At 72.9% G+C, this 22,089-nt stretch carries 25 protein-coding genes; 14 read left to right on the top strand and 11 right to left on the bottom strand.

Annotated elements, in window-relative coordinates; translation table 11 throughout:
* Positions 1-65 precede the first annotated feature (65 nt).
* The 9 genes from rarD to ABD286_RS07215 all read right to left on the bottom strand — a co-directional run bounded on the left by rarD (position 66) and on the right by ABD286_RS07215 (position 8,865).
* Positions 66-989: an EamA family transporter RarD gene (gene rarD / locus ABD286_RS07255; protein WP_344191664.1), complete on the bottom strand. Its 924-nt coding sequence runs from the start codon at positions 987-989 to the stop codon at positions 66-68.
* Positions 990-1,060: 71 nt separating this feature from the next.
* On the bottom strand, positions 1,061-2,158 hold the full coding sequence (locus ABD286_RS07250; RefSeq protein ID WP_344191662.1) for a 2-oxoacid:ferredoxin oxidoreductase subunit beta: 1,098 nt from the start codon (positions 2,156-2,158) through the stop codon (positions 1,061-1,063).
* Positions 2,159-2,216: 58 nt separating this feature from the next.
* Complete coding sequence (locus ABD286_RS07245; RefSeq protein WP_344191660.1) at positions 2,217-4,130, bottom strand: 2-oxoacid:acceptor oxidoreductase subunit alpha; 1,914 nt, start codon at positions 4,128-4,130, stop codon at positions 2,217-2,219.
* Positions 4,131-4,294: 164 nt separating this feature from the next.
* On the bottom strand, positions 4,295-5,077 hold the full coding sequence (locus ABD286_RS07240; protein ID WP_344191658.1) for an urease accessory protein UreD: 783 nt from the start codon (positions 5,075-5,077) through the stop codon (positions 4,295-4,297).
* Complete coding sequence (ureG, locus tag ABD286_RS07235; protein ID WP_344191656.1) at positions 5,061-5,789, bottom strand: urease accessory protein UreG; 729 nt, start codon at positions 5,787-5,789, stop codon at positions 5,061-5,063. The genes ABD286_RS07240 and ureG overlap by 17 nt, the downstream gene beginning before the upstream one ends.
* Positions 5,782-6,459, bottom strand: coding sequence for an urease accessory protein UreF (locus ABD286_RS07230; protein WP_344191654.1), 678 nt, complete (start codon positions 6,457-6,459; stop codon positions 5,782-5,784). Before ABD286_RS07230 ends, ureG begins: the two co-directional genes overlap by 8 nt.
* A 7-nt stretch (positions 6,460-6,466) precedes the next feature.
* Positions 6,467-8,176 carry an urease subunit alpha gene (locus ABD286_RS07225; RefSeq protein WP_344191652.1) on the bottom strand — a complete coding sequence of 570 codons (1,710 nt, stop codon included), beginning with the start codon at positions 8,174-8,176 and terminating at the stop codon, positions 6,467-6,469.
* Positions 8,169-8,525 carry an urease subunit beta gene (gene ureB / locus ABD286_RS07220; protein WP_344191650.1) on the bottom strand — a complete coding sequence of 119 codons (357 nt, stop codon included), beginning with the start codon at positions 8,523-8,525 and terminating at the stop codon, positions 8,169-8,171. The genes ABD286_RS07225 and ureB overlap by 8 nt, the downstream gene beginning before the upstream one ends.
* A gap of 37 nt (positions 8,526-8,562) precedes the next feature.
* The gene (locus ABD286_RS07215; protein WP_344191648.1) at positions 8,563-8,865 is read right to left on the bottom strand and encodes an urease subunit gamma; all 303 of its coding nucleotides are present in this window, start codon (positions 8,863-8,865) and stop codon (positions 8,563-8,565) included.
* 149 nt (positions 8,866-9,014) lie between these two features.
* Here ABD286_RS07215 and ABD286_RS07210 point away from each other — a divergent pair, with 149 nt between their 5' ends.
* The 4 genes from ABD286_RS07210 to ABD286_RS07195 all read left to right on the top strand — a co-directional run bounded on the left by ABD286_RS07210 (position 9,015) and on the right by ABD286_RS07195 (position 11,723).
* Positions 9,015-9,704, top strand: a complete 690-nt coding sequence (locus tag ABD286_RS07210; protein ID WP_344191646.1) for a hypothetical protein — start codon at positions 9,015-9,017, stop codon at positions 9,702-9,704.
* A 10-nt stretch (positions 9,705-9,714) separates the two neighbouring features.
* Positions 9,715-10,017: a DUF2087 domain-containing protein gene (locus tag ABD286_RS07205; RefSeq protein ID WP_344191644.1), complete on the top strand. Its 303-nt coding sequence runs from the start codon at positions 9,715-9,717 to the stop codon at positions 10,015-10,017.
* A 98-nt stretch (positions 10,018-10,115) separates the two neighbouring features.
* Positions 10,116-11,162 (top strand): glycoside hydrolase family 68 protein, encoded by a 1,047-nt coding sequence (locus ABD286_RS07200; RefSeq protein ID WP_344191642.1) that lies wholly within the window; start codon positions 10,116-10,118, stop codon positions 11,160-11,162.
* A gap of 21 nt (positions 11,163-11,183) precedes the next feature.
* Positions 11,184-11,723 (top strand): GNAT family N-acetyltransferase, encoded by a 540-nt coding sequence (locus ABD286_RS07195; RefSeq protein ID WP_344191641.1) that lies wholly within the window; start codon positions 11,184-11,186, stop codon positions 11,721-11,723.
* 24 nt (positions 11,724-11,747) lie between these two features.
* On the opposite strand, the gene ABD286_RS07190 is transcribed toward ABD286_RS07195, so the two are convergent.
* Both ABD286_RS07190 and ABD286_RS07185 read right to left on the bottom strand, forming a co-directional pair.
* A complete protein-coding gene (locus tag ABD286_RS07190) occupies positions 11,748-12,251 on the bottom strand; it encodes a DinB family protein (RefSeq protein WP_344191639.1) in 504 nt (167 codons plus the stop codon).
* A 61-nt stretch (positions 12,252-12,312) separates the two neighbouring features.
* Entirely contained in the window at positions 12,313-12,957 is a 645-nt protein-coding gene (locus ABD286_RS07185) for an LON peptidase substrate-binding domain-containing protein (RefSeq protein WP_344191637.1), read from the bottom strand.
* A 96-nt stretch (positions 12,958-13,053) separates the two neighbouring features.
* Between ABD286_RS07185 and ABD286_RS07180 the strand changes: the two genes are divergently transcribed.
* From ABD286_RS07180 to ABD286_RS07135, 10 genes are read left to right on the top strand one after another with little or no spacing between them, the layout of a single operon-like run.
* Positions 13,054-13,413, top strand: a complete 360-nt coding sequence (locus ABD286_RS07180; RefSeq protein ID WP_344191635.1) for an NADH-quinone oxidoreductase subunit A — start codon at positions 13,054-13,056, stop codon at positions 13,411-13,413.
* On the top strand, positions 13,413-14,069 hold the full coding sequence (locus ABD286_RS07175; protein ID WP_344191633.1) for an NADH-quinone oxidoreductase subunit B: 657 nt from the start codon (positions 13,413-13,415) through the stop codon (positions 14,067-14,069). Before ABD286_RS07180 ends, ABD286_RS07175 begins: the two co-directional genes overlap by 1 nt.
* Positions 14,066-14,596 (top strand): NADH-quinone oxidoreductase subunit C, encoded by a 531-nt coding sequence (locus tag ABD286_RS07170; RefSeq protein WP_344191631.1) that lies wholly within the window; start codon positions 14,066-14,068, stop codon positions 14,594-14,596. The genes ABD286_RS07175 and ABD286_RS07170 overlap by 4 nt, the downstream gene beginning before the upstream one ends.
* Positions 14,593-15,558 (top strand): NADH-quinone oxidoreductase subunit NuoH, encoded by a 966-nt coding sequence (nuoH, locus tag ABD286_RS07165; RefSeq protein WP_344191629.1) that lies wholly within the window; start codon positions 14,593-14,595, stop codon positions 15,556-15,558. Before ABD286_RS07170 ends, nuoH begins: the two co-directional genes overlap by 4 nt.
* The gene (locus tag ABD286_RS07160) at positions 15,555-16,175 is read left to right on the top strand and encodes a NuoI/complex I 23 kDa subunit family protein (RefSeq protein WP_344191627.1); all 621 of its coding nucleotides are present in this window, start codon (positions 15,555-15,557) and stop codon (positions 16,173-16,175) included. The genes nuoH and ABD286_RS07160 overlap by 4 nt, the downstream gene beginning before the upstream one ends.
* Positions 16,172-16,726: an NADH-quinone oxidoreductase subunit J family protein gene (locus ABD286_RS07155; protein WP_344191625.1), complete on the top strand. Its 555-nt coding sequence runs from the start codon at positions 16,172-16,174 to the stop codon at positions 16,724-16,726. The genes ABD286_RS07160 and ABD286_RS07155 overlap by 4 nt, the downstream gene beginning before the upstream one ends.
* Positions 16,723-17,076 (top strand): NADH-quinone oxidoreductase subunit NuoK, encoded by a 354-nt coding sequence (nuoK, locus tag ABD286_RS07150; protein ID WP_344191623.1) that lies wholly within the window; start codon positions 16,723-16,725, stop codon positions 17,074-17,076. The genes ABD286_RS07155 and nuoK overlap by 4 nt, the downstream gene beginning before the upstream one ends.
* Positions 17,073-18,977, top strand: a complete 1,905-nt coding sequence (locus tag ABD286_RS07145) for an NADH-quinone oxidoreductase subunit 5 family protein (protein ID WP_344191621.1) — start codon at positions 17,073-17,075, stop codon at positions 18,975-18,977. Before nuoK ends, ABD286_RS07145 begins: the two co-directional genes overlap by 4 nt.
* Positions 18,974-20,446: a complex I subunit 4 family protein gene (locus tag ABD286_RS07140; RefSeq protein WP_344191619.1), complete on the top strand. Its 1,473-nt coding sequence runs from the start codon at positions 18,974-18,976 to the stop codon at positions 20,444-20,446. The genes ABD286_RS07145 and ABD286_RS07140 overlap by 4 nt, the downstream gene beginning before the upstream one ends.
* A complete protein-coding gene (locus ABD286_RS07135; protein ID WP_344191617.1) occupies positions 20,443-22,059 on the top strand; it encodes a proton-conducting transporter transmembrane domain-containing protein in 1,617 nt (538 codons plus the stop codon). Before ABD286_RS07140 ends, ABD286_RS07135 begins: the two co-directional genes overlap by 4 nt.
* The last annotated feature ends 30 nt before the right edge of the window (positions 22,060-22,089 follow it).

Here is a 22,089-nt window from a genome sequence, read left to right as displayed (position 1 = left end):
CCTTAGTGACCCCGATTAACGCAAGCCGGGCGTGCCGTTAATCATCAGGCGGACGGCGACGGCGGCTAGGGCGCGACCTCCGCGGGGTGCGTCCGGCTTCGGCCGGGGAGGTTGCGCAGGGAGTCGACGGTCAGCACGGCCAGCGCCACCCAGACGATCCCGAACCCGATCCACCGGCTCGTCGACATGTGCTCGTCGAGGAGCAGCACCCCGCACAGCAGCTGGAGCACGGGGGTGATGAACTGCAGCAGCCCGATCGTCACGAGCGGCACCCGACGCGCGGCGCCGGCGAACAGCAGCAGCGGCGCAGCGGTCATCGCGCCCGCAGCGACGAGCAGCCCGGTGTGCACGGCCCCCTCGGTGGTGAACGTGGTGTCCCCGCGCACCGTGAGTACCGCGAGCATCACCGCGGCGATGGGCGCCAGGACCGCGGTCTCGGCCGCGAGGGAGTGCATCGCCTGGAGGGAGAGCCCGACCTCCTTCTTGACCAGTCCGTAGAGCCCGAACGACATCGCCAGCGTGATCGCGATGACCGGGACCGAGCCTGCCGCGACGGACAGGTAGACGAACGCGAGGCCGCCGATGGCCACGGCGACCCACTGCAGCGGCCGCAGCCGCTCCCGCAGGACGAACACGCCGAGCGCCACAGTGACCAGGGGGTTGAGGAAGTAGCCCAGCGCGGCTTCCGTGGTGCGCCCGCCCAGCACCGCCGCGACGTACACGACCCAGTTGACGGCGATGAGCAGCGCGGCCGCGGTGACCCCGAGCCCCAGCCGCGGGCGCTGCCACAGCTGCCGTGCCCAGGCGAGGTCGCGGCGGACGAGCAGGACGAGGGCGCACAGCAACAGCGTCCACAGGATGCGGTGGGCCAGGATCTCCCACGCCCCGGCGGGTTTCAGCGCGTGGAAGTAGAGGGGGAACAGCCCCCAGAGTCCGTAGGCGAGCAGCCCCTGGAGGGAGCCGCGGCGGGTCTCGTCGTGGCCCGTCACAGGAGCTGCAGCGGGAGCTGCCCGGGGGACTTCTCCGGCGGCTCCTCCGGGGGCGGCTGCCCCGGCGGCGTTCAGGCCACGGTCCAGGTGTCGCGCCCGTGGATCAGCGCGTCGAGGTCGGCGTCGGTGGCCGGTCCTCCGGCCGTGTCGATCGCGGCGTCGACCTGGGAGCGCACGAGGTCGTCGTAGGTCGGCCGGGCGACGTTCCGGAAGATCCCCATCGGGACGTGCGTCATCTGGGGGGAGTCGAGCCGGGACAGGGCGAAGGCCTGCGTCGGGTCGCCCGCGGTCGCGTCGTGGACCACGACCTCGCGCTGGCCGACCTCGGACTCGGGCACGAACTCCATCGCTCCCGCTGCGCCGCGGACGAGGACCTGGCGGTCACCCTCGGGGCCGACCTGCACCTGCTCGCCGTCGGCGAGGTGGACGATCCGCGCCTCCTGCTGGCTCCGGTCCTTGATCAGGTCGAACGCACCGTCGTTGAAGATCGGGCAGTTCTGGTAGATCTCCACGAGTGAGGTCCCACGGTGGGCGGCTGCTGCCTTGAGGATGCCGGTGAGGTGCTTGCGGTCGGAGTCCATGGTCCGGGCGACGAAGGTCGCCTCGGCGCCCAGAGCGAGCGAGACCGGGTTGAACGGGTGGTCCACCGAACCCATCGGCGTCGACTTGGTGACCTTGCCGACCTCGGACGTGGGCGAGTACTGGCCCTTGGTGAGGCCGTAGATCTGGTTGTTGAACAACAAGATCGTCATGTTGACGTTGCGGCGCAGCGCGTGGATCAGGTGGTTGCCACCGATCGACAGCGCGTCGCCGTCACCGGTGACGACCCAGACCGACAGGTCCTCACGGCTGGTCGCGAGACCAGTCGCGATCGCCGGCGCGCGGCCGTGGATCGAGTGCATGCCGTAGGTGTCGAGGTAGTACGGGAACCGCGACGAGCAGCCGATGCCGGAGACGAAGACGATGTTCTCGCGCTTGAGCCCGAGCTCGGGCAGGAACCCCTGGACGGCGGCGAGGATCGCGTAGTCGCCGCAGCCCGGGCACCAGCGCACCTCCTGGTCGGAGGTGAACTCGCGCTTGGTCTGGGGCGTGGCGTCGTCAGCGAGGCGCGGGACACCTGCGGTGCCGTGCGGGACGCCGAGCGACGGCATGCCGAGTTCGGTGCTCACGCGGGGTCCCCTCGAAGTATTCGGCGGAGCGGAGCGGGGGAGGAACTTCGTGGGGTGCTCATGCGTGGGCCTCCGTGGTGGCTGGTGAGTCCGAGGCGTCGTCCGCGCCGTCGGCGCCGAGGCCGACGATGGCGTCGGCGAGCTCGACGGTGGTGAAGGGCAGTCCGCGCACCTGGGTGAACGAGTGGACGTCAACGAGGTACTTGGCGCGCAGGAGCATCGCGAGCTGGCCCATGTTCATCTCGGGGACGAGCACGCGGTCGTAGCGGCGCAGCACCTCACCGGTGTTGGCGGGGAAGGGGTTGAGGTGGCGCAGGTGTGCGCGGGCGACCTTCGCGCCGGTGTTGCGCACGCTGCGTACCGCCGCGGCGATGGGCCCGTAGGTCGAACCCCAGCCGAGCACGAGGACGGACGCCTCGGCGCTCGGGTCGTCGACCTCGAGGTCACCGATGGAGTCGGCGATGCGCTCGATCTTGCCCGCGCGCAGGCGGGTCATGAGGTCGTGGTTGTCGGGGTCGTAGGAGATGTTGCCCGTGACATCGGCCTTCTCGATACCGCCGATGCGGTGCTCGAGACCAGCCGTCCCGGGGACGGCCCAGGGGCGCGCGAGCGTCGCCGGGTCGCGCAGGAACGGGTGGAAGACCGGCTCGCCCTTCTCGTCGGTGGCGTTCGGCTCGGAGGCGAACTCGACCGTCAGGTCGGGCAGCTCGGAGACGCTGGGGAGCGCCCACGGCTCGGAGCCGTTGGCGAGGTAGCCGTCGGAGAGGATGAACACGGGCGTGCGGTAGGCCGTCGCGATCCGGACCGCCTCCAGCGCTGCGTCGAAACAGTCGGCAGGTGACTGCGGCGCGATGATCGGCACCGGCGACTCGCCGTTGCGACCGAACATCGCCTGGAGCAGGTCGGACTGCTCGGTCTTGGTGGGGAGGCCGGTCGACGGTCCGCCGCGCTGGACGTCGACGATGACCAGCGGCAGCTCGAGCGACACGGCGAGGCCGATGGTCTCGGACTTCAGCGCCACACCGGGGCCGGAGGTCGTCGTCACGCCGATCGAGCCGCCGAACGAAGCGCCCAGTGCCGCACCGATTCCCGCGATCTCGTCCTCGGCCTGGAGCGTCGTCACGCCGTAGCGCTTGAGCCCGGAGAGGGTGTGCAGGATGTCGGAGGCCGGCGTGATCGGGTAGGACCCGAGCAGCATCGGCACCTTGGCACGGTGCGAGGCGGTGACGAGGCCGTAGGCGAGGGCGACGTTGCCGGTGATGTTGCGGTAGGTGCCCGCAGCCATCGGCGCAGGGGCGATCTCGTAGGAGACCGCGAAGTCCTCGGTCGTCTCGCCGTAGTTGACGCCGGCCTTGAGGGCCGCGAGGTTGGCCGCGAGGATGTCGGGCTTCGCGCCGAACTTCTTGGTCAGGAAGTTCTCGGTGCCGCTGGTGGGACGGTGGTACATCCACGACAGCAGGCCGAGCGCGAACATGTTCTTCGCGCGCTCCTTGTCCTTGCGGGACAACGAGTCGAACTCGGCGAGCGCCTCGACCGTGATCGACGTCAGCGCCACCGGGTGCAGGTGCCACGAGTCGAGCGAGCCGTCCTCGAGGGGGTTGCTCGTGTAGCCGACCTTGCCGAGGTTGCGCTTGGAGAACTCGTCGGTGTTGGCGATGATCGTCGCGCCGCGCGGCAGGTCGCGCAGGTTGGCCTTGAGGGCGGCCGGGTTCATCGCGACGAGCACGTCGGGGGCGTCGCCCGGCGTGAGCACGTCGTGGTCGGCGAAGTGCAGCTGGAAGCTCGAGACGCCGGGCAGCGTGCCCTGGGGCGCCCGGATCTCGGCCGGGAAGTTGGGCAGCGTGGACAGGTCGTTGCCCAGTGCTGCGGTCTCGGACGTGAAGCGGTCACCGGTCAGCTGCATGCCGTCGCCGGAGTCCCCGGCGAAGCGGATGACGACGCGGTCCAGCTTCTCGACGGTCTTGCGGCTCATGCGGTCCTGACGGTCGTGGACGAACAGTTCTGGAGACTGTCGCCGCGGCGGGTCCGGTGCCGCTGGGCTCACGGACGACGCGGTGCGCAGCCTGTGAATCCATCGTACGTCTGGACAAGTGAGGGCAACCTGCCCACCCTGCTTTTGAGACGGGTAACACGCTGTTATGGGTTGGCCGTGGTCTCCAGCTGGCCCGACCACGCCTGCCAGGTATGGCGCAGGGCCGAGTCGTGCGCGTCGGTCACCAGCTGCCGGGCGAGGGCGCCCGGCTCGTGCAGCGTGAAGAGCGGGGGCTGCGAGGTGGTGGACGGGTCCGTTGCGTGCAGGGCCGGGCGGGGCGCGGGCCGCCACCCGAGGGCGGTCACCGAGTCGACCACACGGGCGTCGCCGAGGACTCCGGCCCCGCCGCCTCCCGGTGAGCCACCCAGGGTGAGCTCCTCGACGAGAGCCGGCCGAGCGGCATACGTCATGGTCGTGCGGCAGGTGAGGTCGCCGCCGACCTGGCCGCTGCGGCCGAGGGCGACGCGGTCGCGCAGCAGCAGGCGCCCCGTGTCGGTCACGTCGACGTCGAGGGTGCGCACCACGCGGGCTCCGTCGCAGACGACGAGGGGTGCGCCGGCCCAGACGAGCACCGCTCCGGGGTGGACGGTCAGGGAGACGGCGACGAGGCACTCGCGTCCGCGGCCGTGGTAGGCGACCGTGCCGGCGACGTCGCGCAGGTCGAGCCGCAGACCCGGACCGACCTCCACCGACAGGCGCAGCTCGTCGCCGCCGAGCAGGGTCGCGGTCGTGGCGATGAGGGCCACCTCCGCGCTCGCGGCGCCCTGGTGCACCACGCGCGGGGTGACGAGCCCGCCGCGCAGCTCGAGCCGGGCACGACCTCCGCGTCCGGTGTCGTCGGGCAGCAGGGCGATCCGGGCGGTCCGGACCTCAGTGCGTGTGGGCACCCTCACCGCCGTGCGCGTGCAGGGGCCCGTCGGCGTGGGAGTGCGGGGCCATCGGGCCCGGGTCGACCGGGGTGTGGCCGCCGGAGCGGTGCTGCTCGAGCACGTCGAGCACCCAGGCCCGCAGCTCGGCGACCGACGACGGGTCGGTGCGCGACAGGGCGATGACCGGGCGGCCGTCTCGGGCCTCGCGACCCTGCTGCGCCATGAGGGGAGCGTCGACCCCGACGTACGGCGCGAGGTCGGTCTTGTTGACCACGAGCAGGTCGGCGCGCGAGATGCCCGGGCCGCCCTTGCGCACGACGTCGCCGCCCCCGGCGACGTCGAGGACGAACACCTGCGCGTCGACCAGGGCGGGCGAGAACGTCGCCGTGAGGTTGTCGCCACCGGACTCGACGAGCACGAGGTCGAGCGGCGCGAAGTCGGCCTCGAGGTCCTCGACGGCGAGCAGGTTGGCACTGACGTCGTCACGGATCGCCGTGTGCGGGCAGGCGCCCGTCTCGACCGCGCGGATCCGTTCGGGGTCCAGGACGCCGGCGGCGCGCAGCATCCGGGCGTCCTCGTCGGTGTAGATGTCGTTGGTGATCACGCCGAGCTCGAGGGTGTCGCCGAGCTCGCGGCACAACATGCCGATCAGCGAGGACTTGCCGGTGCCGACGGGGCCGGCGACGCCGAGGCGCAGGGCGCGGGTGGGGGACGGGCTGGCCTCAGGCACTGAACAACCTCCGGGAGTGGGTGGGGTGGTGGTGCGCCCACTGCTCGAGCAGCGGGGCGGCAGGAGCAGGTATGGCACTGGGATCGGTCAGGTGCGCGACCGCACCGACGACGCCCTCGACGTCGGCCCCAGCCTCCAGCAGCCAGGCGGTGGCGTCGGCGGGATCCAGCGGGCAGAGCTTGAGGGCGGCGGCGCAGAGGGTCTGGACGTCGTCGTAGGCCACCAGCCGGGCGGTGCGCGCGGCGTCGAGACCGGCGGCTGCAGCCATCGCGCCCAACGCGACCGGCCGTGCCGGCGTGCGCAGGTCGGCCAGCGACGTCGCCGCGGCCGACGTCGGCCACAGCCGCAGCGCCAGCCGCCGCTGACCACGACCGACAGCGACGGACGCCGCGCGTGACACCTCGCTCGGGGTCCGGGCCGCCCAGGCGTCCTGCACCGGCTGGAGCGGCAGACCGGCGAGGACGTGGTGCCGGGCGACGACGGCGACGGCGGCCTCGACGCGGACCACCGTGCGCAGGCGGGTCCCGACCAGCCGTGGGATGTCCGACTCGGCGAGCCCGCCGAGCAGCGCGGGCTCGAGACCGGACGACTGGGTGTGGCCGCCGACGGGCAGCCGACCGTCAGCGAGCAGCATGGCGGCGAACTCGGGGTGGGGCAGGGAGGACGTCACAGTCGGCTCAGAACAACGAATAGCGCTGGGCGAGAGGCAGTTCCGTGGCCGGTGAGGGGACGACGACCTCGCCCTCGACGCGGATCTCGAACGACTCGGGGTCGACCTCGATGTCCGGGGTGGCGCTGTTGTTGACCATGTCGGCCTTGGTGACGTCGCGGGTGGGCCGCACGCCGACGAGCCTGCTGCGCAGGCCCAGCGTCTCGGCCAGTCCGGCGTCCAGCGCCGCCGGGGCGACGAACGTCAGGGACCGGTCGGCGCCCGCCCCGCCCTCGGCGACCAGCGCCGGGCGCATGAGCACCGGCTGCGGGGTGGGGATGGATGCGTTGGGGTCGCCCAGGGCGGCGTACACGATCGCACCACCCTTGATGACGACGTCGGGGCGCCACCCGAAGAACTTCGGGTCCCACAGCACGAGGTCCGCGAGCTTGCCCGCCTCCACGGAGCCGACCTCGTGGTCGATGCCGTGCGCGACGGCCGGGTTGATCGTGTACTTCGCGACGTAGCGCCGGGCCCGCTCGTTGTCGGCCGGGAGGCTGCCACCGAGCGCGCCGTACCGCGCCTTCATCACGTGCGCGACCTGCCAGGTGCGGGTGACCACCTCGCCGATGCGGCCCATCGCCTGGGCGTCCGAGCTCGTCATCGACAGGGCCCCGAGGTCGTGCAGGAGGTCCTCGGCCGCGATGGTCGTCGCACGGATCCGGCTCTCCGCGAAGGCCAGGTCCTCTGGTACCGCGGGGTTGAGGTGGTGGCAGACCATGAGCATGTCGAGGTGCTCGGCGACGGTGTTGACGGTGTGGGGCAGGGTCGGGTTCGTCGAGCCCGGCAGGACGTTCGCGTGGCTGGCGATGGTGATGATGTCGGGTGCGTGCCCGCCGCCGGCGCCCTCGGTGTGGAACGCGTGGATGCTGCGCCCGCCGATGGCCCGCAGCGTCGAGTCGACGTACCCCGCCTCGTTGAGGCTGTCGCTGTGCAGCGTCACCTGGAGCCCGAGCTCGTCCGCCGCGCGCAGCGCCGCGTCGATCGCCGCCGGGGTGCTGCCCCAGTCCTCGTGCACCTTGTATGCCGCCGCACCGGCCAGCGCCTGCTCGCGCAGTCCCGCGGCGCTGACCGTGTTGCCCTTGCCCATGAGGAGCACGTTGACGGGCAGGTGGTCGAGCCCGCGCAGCACCGACTGCAGGTGCCACGGCCCGGGGGTGACGGTGGTGGCCTTGGAGCCCTCGGACGGACCGGTGCCGCCCCCGCCGAGGGTGGTCAGCCCGGCAGCGAGCGCCTCGTGGACCTGGCTGGTCGACAGGAAGTGGACGTGCAGGTCGATGCCGCCGGCGGTGAGGATGCGGCCCTCGCCGGAGATGACGTCGGTGCCCGGGCCGATCTCGAGGTCGGGGTGGACGCCGTCGGCGATGTCGGGGTTGCCGCTGCGGCCGAGGGCCACGATGCGACCGTCCCGGATGCCGACGTCGGCCCGGACGATGCCCCAGTGGTCGAGCACGATGGCGTTGGTGATGACGGTGTCGAGCGCGCCGTCGGCGTTGGTGCGCAGGCCCTGCGCCATCGACTCGCGGATCGACTTGCCGCCGCCGAAGACGGCCTCCTCGCCCCCGAAGGTGAGGTCGTCCTCGATCTCGACCCACAGGTCGGTGTCGCCGAGGCGGACCTGGTCGCCGGTCGTGGGGCCGTACAGCGCGGCATACCGCTCGCGGTCGAGGTCAGCCATCGAGGCTCCCTCCCTCGCCGTGCTCGTCCACCCTGCCGTCGACCTGCAGTCCCGGCACCCTCCGCCGTCCCCGCAGGGCGACGGCGTCGACCTCACGGCTCACCCCCGGCTCGAACCGGACGGAGGTCCCGCTCGGGATGTCGAGGCGGAACCCGTGGGCGGCGTCGCGGTCGAAGGACAGCGCGGTGTTGCTGTCGGGCAGGTGCAGGTGCGACCCGATCTGGACGGGGCGGTCGCCGGTGTTGACGATGACGAGGGTGCGGCGTTCGGCGTCGGTGCGGTCGGCGTTGATCGTGACGGTGCCCGGCCTGACGCGGACGGCCCCCGGTCCGGAACTGGTGCTGCTCAAGGGATCTCCTGCTCTCGGCGGTCTGGGGTGAGTCGGGTCAGGCGATCGGGTGGTGGAGGGTGACGAGCTTGCGGCCGTCGGGGAACGTCGCCTCGACCTGCACGTCGGCGATCATCTCCGCGACCCCGTCCATCACCTGCTCGCGACCCAGGACGGTCCGGCCCTCCTCCATGAGGTCGGCGACGAGGGCACCCTCGCGGGCGCGTTCGATGACCCAGGTGGACAGCAGGGCGACCGACTCGGGGTGGTTGAGCAGCACGCCCCGGGAGAGCCGGTCGCGCGCGACCATCCCGGCGACGGACAGCAGGAGCTTCTCGGTGTCCGCGGGGGACAGGTGCATCGCAGCCTCCTGGGTGCCGGGGGTGTGCCGGGTCTCGTGGTCGGGTGTGCCGGCTGTCGTGGTCGGGTGCTCTCGGGGGTCAGTAGACCAAGGCAGTGTTTCAAGCGGGTTTCGCCACGGCTACCCGAGATCTGGCTAGCGTGCTCGGGGTGACCGCCGACGTGCTCGTGCTGCCCAGTCCGCTGCTCGGGCCGGCCGCCTACGGTCCGCTCGCCGCGGCCCTGGCCTCCCGTGGGTCGACGGCCGTGGTGGCGGGCCTGCCCGACGGTGTCCTGACCCCGGCTGCGGTCCTGTCGGGTTTCGCCGAGCAGCTCGTCTCGTCGGGCGCGTCCCTCGTGGTGGCCCACAGCAACGCGGGCTACCTCGTCCCGGCACTGCGTGCTGCCGTCCCGGTCGACGCGGTCGTCCTCGTCGACGCGGCGCTGCCACCGACGGCTGGGACCAGCACACTGCTGGCGCCGGCACAGTTCGGCGAGTTCGTCGCCGGGCTGCCGCAGGACGGCGGGCTGCTCCCGCCGTGGCCGCTCTGGTGGGACCCCGCCGACGTCGCTGCGCTGTTCCCCTCATCGGACTGGCACGAGCGGGTGACCGCCGAGGCACCCCGGCTCCCGCCGTCGTGGTTCACGACCCCGGTGGAGGTGCCGGTCGGCTGGGAGGCGCTGCCCGCGGCATACCTCGGGTTCGGTGGGACGTATGCCGAGGAGCTCACCTTGGCGCGCGGGGAGGGGTGGCCCGTCGAGGTGCTGGACGGACACCACCTGCACCTTCTCGCCGAGCCGGACGCCACCGCCGATGCGGTCCTGGCCCTGGCGCGAGCAGCTCGGGCGAGTTCTTCCTAGGGTGGAGGGCATGGACCGACCTGCCCTCCAGGACGCCCTCAAGAACCGTGACGCGGTGCTGCGCGCCTTCGTCCGCCCCGACGGCAGCCTCGTGTCGATCCCGACCAAGATCAGCAAGCGGCTCGTCGTGCTCGACCTCATCGCGCAGGAGTTCGCGGTGGGTGAGGTCTACGAGGAGACCGAGGTGAACGCGACGCTGCGGGCGTTCCATCCCGACGTGGCGGCGCTGCGGCGGTACCTCGTCGAGCAGGAGTTCATGGACCGGCGCGACGGCCGGTACTGGCGCGCAGGGGGGACCGTCGACGGCATCTGAGTCACGTCGGGCAGGGTCCGCGGCCCGGCGCTGCGGGTGCCTGACCGAACCGCGGGCAATGTCGTGCCGGACGCTGCGCGGGCTGCCAGACTCTGCGCATGCTGCGGCTCGAAGACCACTGGGTCTGGGACTCCTGGATCGCCGACGACGGCGACCTCTACCACCTGTTCTTCCTCATGGCGCCCCGGTCGCTGGTCGACCCGGGCACGCGGCACACGGCCGCGACCGTGGGGCATGCGACGTCGCGGGACCTCGTGACCTGGGACTACCTGGGGGAGTGCTTCGGGCCGGCGGAGACCGGGTTCGACGACCTCGCGATCTGGACCGGGTCGGTCGTCCGTGACGGCGACCGGTGGCGGATGTTCTACACCGCGGTCTCCACCTCCGGGCACCACGTCTATGACCAACGCGTCGGGTCGGCCGTCTCGGACGACCTGCACCACTGGTCGCGGGTGTCCAGCGAGCCCGCTGTGCGCGTCGACGGGCGCTGGTACAAGAACCTCGCCAACACCCCTGCGCCGACCGAGGGGCCCGACCTCGAGGGGTCGAGCGAGACCTGGCGCGACCCGCTGGTGTTCGCGGACGCCGACGGTGACGGCTGGCACCTGCTGCTCGCCGCCCGGGCCCGAGACGCCGCCCGCAACGACGACGGCGTGGTCGCCCACGCCACCAGCCCCGACCTCGAGCACTGGACGCTCCAGCCGCCACTGTGCGAGCCGGGTGCGGGGTTCGGCCAGCTGGAGGTGTTGCAGGACAAGCAGATCGACGGTCGTTGGGTGCTCGTCTTCACCTGCCACCCGCAGGAGATGACGGCGGAGCGCAAGGCCCGCACCGGCGAGTACTGCACCTGGTCGGTGCCCGGCGAGGGTCCGCTCGGGCCCTGGGACATCGACGCGGCCCAGCCGTTCGAGGCCGAGCCCCACCTGTTCGCCGCACCGCTCGTGCAGCGGCGTGACGGGTCGTGGGCGCTGGTCGGGTTCCGCAACGTCGAGCCGGAGGGCTTCGACGGGTTCGAGATCATCGACCCCATCCCGGTGACCCTCGACGCAGACGGCTACCTCGTCGCCACGGACGACTACGCGCCGCACCCCAGCAGCTACGCCCGCCTCGCGACCGCCGAGAAAACAGCAGGCGAGTCGGCCTGAACCGTGGCTAGGGTCGCGGGCATGCTGATCCGCCGAGAGCTGCCGAGCGACGCCGACGCGATCCGGGCGGTGCACCTCAAGGCGTTCGCCAAGCCGGCCACCGACGACGCTCCCGCCCAGGAGGGCACCCTCGAGGCGAACCTCGTGGACGACCTGCGTGCCGACGGCGACCTGGTCGAGGAGTGCTGTCTCGTCGCCGAGGTCGACGGAGTCGTCGCCGGGCACGTCGCGATCAGCAGGGCGTTCCTCGACGACGAGCCCGCGCTGGTCGCCCTGGGTCCGCTCGGCGTCCTGCCGGAGGTCCAGCGGTCGGGGATCGGCTCGGCCCTCGTGCACGCCGCGCTCGCGGCCGCTGACGCCCTGGGTGAGCCCGCGATGGTGCTGCTCGGCCACCCCACCTACTACCCGCGCTTCGGGTTCGGCCCGGCCGTCGACCACGGCGTCACGCCGCCGCAGGACTGGGGTCCGCAGTACTTCATGCTGCGCCCGCTGCACGCCTGGGGCGAGGGCCGGCCCGGTGCGTTCCGGTACGCCCCCGCCTTCGAAGGCCTCGACGGCTGACGCGGGCCCGGCCCAGAAACCCGCTCAGTCGCCGGTCTGGCCGTCGGCGAGCTCGCGGAGCAGGTCGAGGTGGCCGTTGTGCCGGGCGTTCTCCTCGATGAGGTGCAGGATCACCCAGCGCAGCGTCGGGTGCTCGCCGCTGCGGAACGGCGTCGCCGAACGGTCGTCGAGCTCGAGCCCCGCGATCAGGGCGTCGGTGCGGACTGCCTGCGCGGCATACTCCTCCAGCGTCTGGGCGATGGGCGTCTCGGCGCCCACCGTGAACTCCCGGTCCGGCTCTGTCGCGGTCCACGGCCCGAGGTCGGGGCCGCCGACGAAGCGGTTCTCGATCCACGAGTGCTCGACCCACCGCAGGTGGTTGATGACGCCGCCGATCGACATCAGCGGCGAGCCGGGGAGGGGAGCGGCGCCGATGTGGTGCGCGGCCAGGTCGCGCGCCTTCCCGGCCGCGACGTCGCGGGTGTACTGCAGCATCGTCATCAACGTGGTGCGCTCGTCCCACGCGCTGGGGGTGTCGTCGGGGGTCATGCCCCGACGATGGCGCACGCAGAGGGCCTCCGCCACCGGATTCTCCGAGGGGACGTGTGCGTCAGTTGGGGTTCCAGCCGTGCTCCGGCGTCGGGGGCACGACGCCGAGCGTCTGGGCCAGGCCCTGCTCACGACGGACCAGGCGCAGGCCGAGCCGCAGCCTGGTCTCGGTGTCGGGGGCGGCCAGCAGACGTTGCCGGTCGCCGAGGTCGAGCCCGACGGCGTCCCCCACGGTGTACGACAGCTCGACCGGGTCGTGCGACCACTGCGGCTCCTGCGCCCCGAGCGTCCGCGCGTACCGGTGCAGGGCGTCGTGCAGCCGCGTCACCAGCTCGGCCACCTCCTGCGCATCACCCTCGCGCTCCTCGAGGACGGTCACCTCTCCCGTGAGGTACGGCGAACCCGTCTCCGCGAGCCCGTCGAGGTGGAAGCGCTGGACGCCCGTGCTGACGACCAGGTAGCGGCCGTCGCCCACCGAGGCCGCTTGGGTCACCCGGGCGAGGCAGCCGACCTCGTGCAGGTCGTGGGCCGACTCCGGACCGACCTCGTGGCCCTGCCTGATCGCCACCACCCCGAACTCCGGCACCTCCATCGCGTTGACGAGGTCGCTGAGCATCACGACGTAGCGCGGCTCGAAGATCTGCAACGGCAGGGGGGCGCCCGGCACCAGGACCGTGCCGAGCGGGAAGAGCGGGACCTGCGCCATACCTCCCACGGTAGGTCTCGGAGGGTGGGACCGACACCCCACGGCGACGTATGGCGCGACGCCCCCGCCCGGGGACGGCCCACTAGGCTGCCAAGCGTGTCGCCCTACGTCGTCGTCGCCGCAGTGGTCGTGGTCGGCCTGCTGCTCTTCGTCGCCGCCATGGGGGCCCGGAGGCTGCTCGCGCCGAGTGCTCCGACCCGCGCGAAGCTGACGACCTACGAGTCCGGCGTCGACCCCGTCGGCCGGGACTGGGCGCAGACGCAGATCCGCTACTTCGTCTACGCGTTCCTCTACGTCATCTTCGCCGTCGACGCCGTCTACCTGTTCCCGTGGGCGCTGGTCGTCCGCTCCGCCGACCTCGGCGCGGCCTCCCTCGTCGAGATCGCGGTGTTCATCGGCGTCCTGCTCGTCGGTCTCGTGCACGCCGCCCGCCGTGGCCTGTTGAGGTGGCTGTGATGCCTGGGTCCAGCAAGGTCAACCTGCCCATGCCCCGCGTCGGGGCCGGCACCGAGCACGCTCCCCAACCGATCCGGGTCGTCCTCAACTGGGGTCGCCGCTACTCCCTGTGGGTCTTCAACTTCGGCCTGGCGTGCTGCGCGATCGAGTTCATCGCGGCGTCGATGGCCCGGCACGACTTCATCCGCCTCGGCGTGATCCCGTTCGCCCCGGGCCCCCGACAGGCCGACCTCATGGTCGTCTCGGGCACCGTCACCGACAAGATGGCGCCCGCCGTCCGTCGGCTCTACGACCAGATGCCCGAGCCGAAGTACGTGATCTCGTTCGGTGCGTGCTCCAACTCCGGCGGCCCCTACTGGGACTCCTACAGCGTCACCAAGGGCGTCGACACGATCATCCCCGTCGACGTCTACGTGCCCGGCTGCCCGCCCCGGCCCGAGTCGCTGCTGCAGGGCATCATCAAGCTCCAGGAGAAGATCGCAGCAGAGACGTTGTCCACCGAGGGGATGCGGGCCAGGTACGCCGGGCACCGCCCCGCCTCCGCCGCCGAGGTGACGCGAGGACTCGTGGCCCCACCCGCTGCTGCCGCTCGACCGACCGTTCCGGGTGGCCCGGCCGGCGCCGCTCCTGCCACCGACTCCGGGGAGCCGTCGTGAACGACCCGGCAACCGTGCAGCGCCGGGAGGTGCCGAGCCAGGAGTGGGTCGAGTCGATCGAGGCGGCCCGCGCGGAGGGCTTCACCTTCTTCGACTGGTTGACCGCCGTCGACCAGACCGACGCCGCCGACACCCCGGGGTTCGACGTCGTCTGCCACCTCATGGACGGATCGACCCCGACGTCGTTGCGGCGCATGATGATCCGTACCCGTGTCTCTGACGGCGAGGCGCTCGCCTCGGTCACGCCGGTCTTCCGTGGTGCTGCCTGGCACGAACGCGAGACGCACGAGATGTTCGGGCTCGACTTCGACGGGTTCGACGACGGCACCGGGCAGGACCTGCGGCCGCTGCTCCTCCCCGACGGCTTCGAGGGCACGCCGCTGCGCAAGTCGTTCGTCCTCGCCGCGCGCGCGTCCAAGGCCTGGCCCGGCGCCAAGGAGCCCGGCGAGAGCGAGCACAGCAAGCCGACCGGTCGCCGGCGTGTCTCCGCACCCGGCGTCCCCGACGCCGACTGGGGTCCGCGGTGACCGGGGTCGAGGCCCTGGAGGTCGTCCTGCGCTCGGTCGCCGTGCTCGCGGCCTTCCTCGTGCTGCCGCTGCTCGTCGGCCAGACCGAGCACAAGGTCATGGCCCACATGCAGGGACGCCTCGGACCCATGTACGCCGGCGGGTTCCACGGGTGGGCGCAGCTCGTCGCCGACGGGGTCAAGTTCGTGCAGAAGGAGGACATCACCCCGGCCGCGGCCGACAAGGGCGTCTTCCGGTTCGCCCCGGCGGTGGCGCTCATCCCGTACCTCGTGGCCATGGCGGTCATCCCGCTGTCGCCCGACGTGGTCGCTGCCGACGCCCCGGCGAGCGCCGTGTTCGTCCTGGCGGTGACCGCCGTCGGCATCCTCGGCACGCTGATGGCCGGCTGGGCCAGCGCCAACAAGTACTCGCTGCTCGGCGCGATGCGGGCCGGCGCCCAGCTGCTCTCCTACGAGCTGCCGCTGGTCCTCGCCGTCGCGAGCGTCTGCCTGGCGGCCGGGTCGCTGTCCCTGTCGGGCATCGCCGCCGCGTGGTCGCCGTGGTGGCTGCTGTGGCAGCTGCCCGGCGCCGTCGTCTTCCTCGTCGCCGCCGTGGCCGAGCTCCAGCGCCCGCCGTTCGACATGCCGGTCGCCGACAGCGAGATCGTGTTCGGCGCCTACACCGAGTACACCGGGCTGCGGTTCGCGTTCTTCCTGCTCAGCGAGTACGCCGGGATCGTCGTCATGTCGCTGCTGTTCGCCGTGCTCTACCTCGGAGGCTGGCAGGGTCCGTTCAGCGACCAGCTCGGCTGGGTCTGGACCATGCTCAAGGGGTTCGTCATCGCCGTCGTCGTGATCTGGCTGCGGGTGTCCTGGCCGCGGCTGCGCGAGGACCAGCTCCAGCGCCTCGCCTGGCTCGTCCTCGTGCCGCTCGCCCTCGCGCAGCTGGCCCTCACCGGTGTCTGGGTGGTGCTGACCGCATGACCGAACCCCTCGAGTCCGAACCCACCAAGCCGGCACCCACGAAGCGCAGCAGCGGCGGCGCCATACCGGGGATCCTCAAGGGCCTGGCCACGACGGCACGCACCCTCGCGACGCCGTCGCACACGGCGGAGTACCCCGACGTCCAGCCGCACCTGCCGCCGCGCAGCCGCGGCGTCATCGCGCTGCTCGAGGAGAACTGCACCTCCTGCATGCTCTGCGCCCGCGAGTGCCCGGACTGGTGCATCTACATCGACTCCCACAAGGAGACGATCCCCGCCACCACGCCGGGAGGGCGCGACCGGCAGCGCAACGTCCTCGACCGGTTCGCCATCGACTTCAGCCTCTGCATGTACTGCGGCATCTGCATCGAGGTCTGCCCGTTCGACGCGCTGCACTGGAGCCCCGAGTTCGAGTACTCCGAGCTCGACATCCGCGACCTGCTTCACGAGAAGGACCGGCTCGGCCAGTGGATGCCCACGGTGCCGCCCCCGCCCGCCCTCGACGAGCACTCCGCCGAGCCGGCCGAGATCGCCGCCACGAACAAGCCCGCCCGCCCCGTCCGCACCCCTGCGGCCCGTCCGACGCGGGTGACTCCGCAGCCGGAGGCCGACGCGTGACCGGCCTCGACGTCGCCTTCGCCGCGGTCGGGCTCGTCGCCGCGGCCAGCGGGCTGCTCGCGGTGACCACCCGCCACGTGGTGCACGCCGCGCTGTGGCTCGTGGTCTGCCTCGGGTCGGTCGCAGGGTGCTACCTCGTGCTCGGCGCAGAGTTCGTCGCGCTGGTGCAGGTGCTCGTCTACGTGGGGGCCGTCGTCGTGCTGGTCCTCTTCGCGCTGATGCTCACCCGCGCCCCGATCGGCCCGCACGCCGAGATCGCCACGAGCCGCCTGCACCGGGTGCTCGCCGCGGTCCTCGGCGCCGGGGTCACCGCCATGCTGGCGGCCGTCCTGCTGCCGCTCGCGGCGCGCGTGCAGCGCACCGAGACCGACACGACCGCGCTCGCCGGTGAGCTCTTCGGGACGTGGGTGTGGCCGTTCGAGCTGCTGTCCCTGCTCCTGCTGGTCGCCCTCGTCGCGGCCCTGGCCGTCTCCCGCGTGGCCGGCCGCGCCGCGCGCGCCGACGCCCCCGCGAGGACCGCGGGGACGACCTCCGAGGGGAGCGCGTCGTGATCCACCTCGCCGGTCCCTACCTGCTCGCCGCCGTGCTCGCCGGCCTGGGGACGTATGGAGTCCTGGCCCGCCGCAACGCCGTGCTCGTCCTCATCGGGGTCGAGCTGGTCCTCAACGCGGCCACCCTGCTCCTCGTCTCGGTCGGGGCCTCCGGCGGAGACCGCTGGGCGGCGGGCAACGTGCTGACCCTGTTCGTCATCACCATCGCCGCCGCCGAGGTCTGCGTCGCCCTCGCAGTGGTGCTGGCCGTCCACCGGTTGCGGGGCGACATCGACCTGGACCGTGGACGAGACCTCGACCGAGACCTCGACCGAGACCTCGACCAAGACCTCGACCGGGCCCGCCCGTGAGCGCGTCAGCAGCACGGCTCGTCGTCCTCGTCCCCGTCCTCGCGGCCGTCCTCGGGCTGTTCCTCGCCCGTCGGTGGGACGGGCTCGACCCGCGGGCGGCCCGCGCGACGGCCGTCGGAGCCTCGCTCGTCACGCTGGTGGTGGCCCTCGTGCAGCTCGTCGCCGTCCACACCTCCGGACAGGCCCGCGCCGTGGGCACCCTCCCCGCCCTCGCGGCCGGAGAGCTTCGCATCCCGCTCCAGCTCCAGGCCACCGCGGCCACCGCCCTGATCGCCCTCGTCGTCGCCGTCGTCGGGTGGGCGGTCCAGGCGTTCGCCGGGTGGTACCTGCGCGAGGACGACCGCTACGGCGTCTTCGCTGCCACCGTCTCGCTCTTCACGGCCGCCATGCTGCTCGTCGTCCAGTCCGCCGACCTCGTCCTCACCCTCGTCGGCTGGGAGGTGATGGGTTGGTGCTCCTACCTGCTCATCGGGCACTGGAGCCGCAAGGAGTCGGCGCGGCGGGCCGCGCTCAAGGCCTTCCTCGTCACGCGCCTCGCCGACGTCGGCTTCGTCCTCGGGGTGGTGCTCCTCGCCGCCAGCGCCGGGTCCACGGCATACGGCCAGGTGGTCCAGGCCTGGGCGGGGGCGACCTGCACCGACACCGGTGCCTGCGCGGCCCCGGACATCCGGCTGCTCACCGCCGCGATGGTCCTGCTGGTCGTCGGGGTGCTCGGCAAGTCCGGCATGGTGCCGTTCCACGACTGGCTGCCCGACGCCATGGAGGGCCCGACCCCCGCATCCGCCCTCATCCACGCGGCGACGATGGTGGCCGCAGGGACCTTCGTGCTGGCGCAGCTCTTCGACCTCCTTGCCGCCAGCGACGTGGCCCGCTGGGTCCTGGCCGTCAGCACCGCCGTGACGATGGTGTGGGCCGCCGTGCTCGCCTTCGGGCAGAGCGACCTCAAGCGGCTGCTGGCCTACTCGACGCTGAGCCAGGTCGCGCTGATGCTGTCGGCGCTCGCCGTCGCTCCGGCCGACGAGGGCCCGGGGGCAGGTGTGCTCCACCTCTACTCCCACGCGTTCTTCAAGGCGTTGCTGTTCCTGGCGATCGGGTGGCTCAGCGTGACCGTCGGGGGCACGGCCGCCGCCGCGCTCAAGGGCGGCTTGCGCGGCCACCTGCTCCTGCGCCCCGCCATGTTCGTCGGCCTGCTGTCGCTCGCGGGGGTGCCGCCGCTGGTGGGGTTCGTCTCCAAGGAGCACGTGCTCTCGGCTGCGGAGGCGGGAGTCGGGCTCGGGGGCGGCGCCACGGCCCGCGCGTGGGTCGTCCTCGTGGCCGGGCTGGTCACCGTCGCCCTCACCGCGGCCTACTGCACCCGCGCCTGGCTCGTCCTCGACGACCTGGCCAGCGCCGACGTCGAGCGCCACGACACCGACACCGCCACCCGCCCGGTGCGCACCGCCGTCGTCGTGCTGGCCGCGCTCACCGTCGTCGGTGGTCTCGTCGTCCTCACGCCGCTGGTCGACCTCGAGGGCCACGTCGGGTGGTTCGTCGCGGTCCTCAGCATCCTGCTCATCGCCGGCTCGGCGCTCGCCGTGCGCCACATCACCGTGGGCCGCCACGGTGCGGGGGAGGACCCCGCCAGGCTCGTCGGGTCGCGCCAGTCGTCCTTCGACGGCGGCTTCGGCGTGGACCGCCTGTACGTCGCACTGGTCGCCACCCCGGTCCTGGCCCTTGCCCGGCTCGTGGTCTTCCTCGACCGCGAGGTGGTCGACGCCTACGTCCGCGGTGCCGCGGTCGGTGCCGTCCTCGCCGGTCGGGGCGGTGACCGCGCCCACCGCGCCGAGCGCGCCGCCACCGGACTGGTCTGGGTGGTCGCCGGTGCGGTCGCCGTCGCGCTCGCGGGGGTGGCGCTGCTGTGATCCTCGCTGCCCTCCTCCTTCCTGCCGCCGTCGCGGCCTGGCTGCTCACCGCCGGCCGCGGCCTGACCCACCGCGCGGTCAACCGTGTCGCGGGCGCCACCAGCGTCGCCACGCTGGTCGCCGTCGTGGCGGCCGTCGTGCTGCGGCCGGAGGTGGACCGCGCCTGGGTTCCGGCGCTCGGCCTGCGCTGGCACCTCGGCGTCGATGGCCTCAGCGCACCGCTGCTGCTGCTCACCGCCCTGCTCGGCGTGGCCGTCGTCCTGCACACCCGCGAACGACCGCCCGTCGGTGGCACCAGCGCGGCCTTCCACGCCTGCCTGCTGCTCGTCGAGCTCGGGGCTCTCGCGACGTTCTTCGCCCGCGACGCGGTGCTGTTCTTCGTGGCTTTCGAGGTCGTCCTCGTCCCGATGTGGGTCCTCATCACGCGGTTCGGTGACGCGCACCAGCCCGCCGCCAGGGCCGACGCCGGGGGCCGGTTCGTCCTCTACACGGCGTTCGGCTCGACCATGATGCTCGTCGGCATCCTCGCGCTCGTGACGTCGGCCGGGACCTCCGACCTCGGGGTCCTCGCGCAGGACGCCGGGCGCGGCCTCTCGTCGACGACCCAGCTCGTGGTCGCGGCGCTGCTCGTGGCGGGGCTCGCGGTCAAGGTGCCCGTCTTCCCGCTGCACACCTGGCTGCCCGCCGCCCACACCACCGCCCCGACCGCCGGCTCGGTGCTGCTCGCGGCGGTCCTGCTCAAGATGGGCACCTACGGACTGGTCCGCCTGCCGCTGGCCACCGTCCCCGACGGGTTCGCCCGGGTCGCGCCGTTCCTCGCCGTCCTCGGAGCCGTGGGGATCGTCTGGGGAGGCCTGGCCTGCCTCGTCGAGCGCGACCTCAAGCGGCTGGTCGCCTACTCCTCGGTGGCGCACATGGGGTTCGTGGCCGTCGGCCTCGCCAGCGGCACCCGCTCCGGCCTCCAGGCGGCGCTGTTCGCCAACGTCGCCCACGGTGTCGTCTCCGCCCTGCTCTTCGTCGTCGTCGGCGGCCTCAAGGAACGCTGGGGCAGTGCCGACCTCGACACCGCGCGCGCCGCCGTCCGCGAGACCGCACCGCGCCTCGGCTTCGCGCTCATCACGGGCCTCGCGGCCTCCCTCGGGCTCCCCGGCCTCGCCGGTTTCTGGGGCGAGTTCCTCGCCGTGTATGCCGCGTGGTCGCCGGCCGATGACCGTCCCCTCGGCCTGTTCCGCACCGTGGCCGTCGTCGCCGCGGTGGGGACGGTGCTCGCCGCCGCGTACGCGCTGCGGGTGGCCCGGGTCGTCTGGGCGGGGGAGCGCACCTCGCCCGCGATCGAGGACAGCCGGGGCAGCGAGTGGGCCGTGGTCGTGGTGCTGGTGCTCGCGACCGTGGCCCTGGGTGTCGTCCCGGGCCCGCTCCTCGCGTTGACCAGCGACGCGGTCGGCACCCTGATCGGGGCAGCCCCGTGAGCCACACCGTCGTCACCGCCGGGCAGGTGGCCAGCCTCGACTGGCTCGTGCTGGGCCCGGTGCTCGCACCCGCCGCCGGTGCCGTGCTCGTGCTCGTCGTCGACGCGGTCGCACCGCGCCTCGCCCGCCTGCACTCCCTCATCGGTGTGCTCGCGCTTGTCGTCGGCGCCGCCCTGGCGTTCCCGACGGCTCTGGGATCGGCCGCCAGCCCACGGCGCTCGCTGTGCCTGCCCGCCCCCGACGGTGCCTGCCTCTACGAGGCCGGTCCGGTGGCCGGGGCCCTCCAGGTCGCCGGACTGCTGGCCGCCCTGGTCGTGCTCCTGCTCGCCTGGCCGGCGCGGGAGGCCGCCGGAAGCGTGAGGGACGACGTGCCGTCGGGCGACTCGCCGTCGGAGGACCCGCCGCTGCGCGGTGGCCCCGCGGTCCTGGTGTCGCTCGTCCTCGCCGCCACAGCCGGGGCGGCGGGCGTCGCTGCCGCCCACGACCTCGGGTCGTGGCTGGTGGCGCTCGAGCTGGCCACCCTGCCGGCCATCGCGCTCGTCGCCCTGCGTGCCACCCCGGAGGCGGGCCGCGGAGCGCTCGCCCTGCTGACGACCTCGCTCGTGTCGTTCGCGCTCGTCGTGCTGGGCGCTGCGCTCTGGCTGCTCTCGACGGGTGAGGCGGTGTTCTCCGGTGCGGCTGCTGCCACGGCTCTCGCCGATGCCGACCGCCGGGCCGTCCTGCTGCTGGGGCTGCTGTTCCTCCTCGCCGGGGTCGGCTTCAAGCTCTCGCTCGTCCCCTTCCACGTCTGGACCCCGCAGGCCTACGCGGGCGGCACCGAGCCCGTCGCGACCTTCCTCGCGGCCACGTCGAAGGTCGCCGCGCTCGCCGCCCTGCTCGTGGTCCTCGGGCCGCTCGCCTCCGCGGCCAGTGCCGGTGGACCCGCCGCCGGTGGTGCGGCCCCCGTGCTCGTCGTCGTCGGCATCGTGGCCGCCGTCTCGATGACGGTGGGCAACCTCGTCGCCCTGGTCCAGGACGACCCCGTGCGGCTGCTCGCGTGGTCGACCATCGCCCAAGCCGGCTGGGTGGTCCTGCCCCTGTCCGTCGCGACGTCGCAGGCGGCCCAGGCGTCGGGCTCCTACCTGCTCGCCTACGTCGTGGCGACGCTCGTCGCTTTCGTCGTCGTCCACCTCGTCGCCCGCACGCCGGGCGGCACCGCGCCGTCGCGCGGTCGGACGCTCGCGGCATACACGGGGCTGCTGCGCTCGCGCCCCGTCCTCGGTGGCGCGCTCGGGCTGGCCCTGCTGTCCCTCGCCGGGCTGCCGCCCGGCGTCCTCGGCCTCGTGGCCAAGGTCGTCGCCCTGCGGCCGGTGGTGGGGGACGAGCAGTGGCTGCTCGCGCTGGTCGCGGTGGCCAACGCCGTCCTCGGCATCGCCGTCTACCTGCGTTGGTTCGCCGTCCTGCTGCGCGATCCCGCCCCCGCGACCGGAGCCACGGACGACGGCGACGAGTCCTTGGCGGAGCTGGTCGACGGCCCGGTGCCGCGCCCCGCGCTCGCGGCCCTGCTGCTGTCGGGGGCCGTCCTCGTCGCTGCCAGCGTCCTGCCGCAGCTCGTGCTCGGCCTGCTCGGCTGACGAGGGAACGCGCGCACGAAAGGGAGCGTT

The sequence above is a fragment of the Pedococcus aerophilus genome (genome assembly GCF_039532215.1).
Lineage (GTDB): Bacteria > Actinomycetota > Actinomycetes > Actinomycetales > Dermatophilaceae > Pedococcus > Pedococcus aerophilus.
This window is presented reverse-complemented; position numbering and strand designations above follow the sequence as displayed.

Excerpts from the sequence above, each read along its gene's own strand:
- ABD286_RS07225 (WP_344191652.1), bottom strand. The coding sequence starts at position 8,176 with ATGGCTGACCTCGACCGCGAGCGGTATGCCGCGCTGTACGGCCCCACG.
- ABD286_RS07205 (WP_344191644.1), top strand. The coding sequence starts at position 9,715 with ATGGACCGACCTGCCCTCCAGGACGCCCTCAAGAACCGTGACGCGGTG.
- ABD286_RS07185 (WP_344191637.1), bottom strand. The coding sequence starts at position 12,957 with ATGGCGCAGGTCCCGCTCTTCCCGCTCGGCACGGTCCTGGTGCCGGGC.
- ABD286_RS07190 (WP_344191639.1), bottom strand. The coding sequence starts at position 12,251 with ATGACCCCCGACGACACCCCCAGCGCGTGGGACGAGCGCACCACGTTG.
- ABD286_RS07175 (WP_344191633.1), top strand. The coding sequence starts at position 13,413 with ATGCCTGGGTCCAGCAAGGTCAACCTGCCCATGCCCCGCGTCGGGGCC.
- ABD286_RS07215 (WP_344191648.1), bottom strand. The coding sequence starts at position 8,865 with ATGCACCTGTCCCCCGCGGACACCGAGAAGCTCCTGCTGTCCGTCGCC.
- ABD286_RS07245 (WP_344191660.1), bottom strand. The coding sequence starts at position 4,130 with ATGAGCCGCAAGACCGTCGAGAAGCTGGACCGCGTCGTCATCCGCTTC.
- ABD286_RS07195 (WP_344191641.1), top strand. The coding sequence starts at position 11,184 with ATGCTGATCCGCCGAGAGCTGCCGAGCGACGCCGACGCGATCCGGGCG.
- ABD286_RS07160 (WP_344191627.1), top strand. The coding sequence starts at position 15,555 with ATGACCGAACCCCTCGAGTCCGAACCCACCAAGCCGGCACCCACGAAG.
- ABD286_RS07200 (WP_344191642.1), top strand. The coding sequence starts at position 10,116 with ATGCTGCGGCTCGAAGACCACTGGGTCTGGGACTCCTGGATCGCCGAC.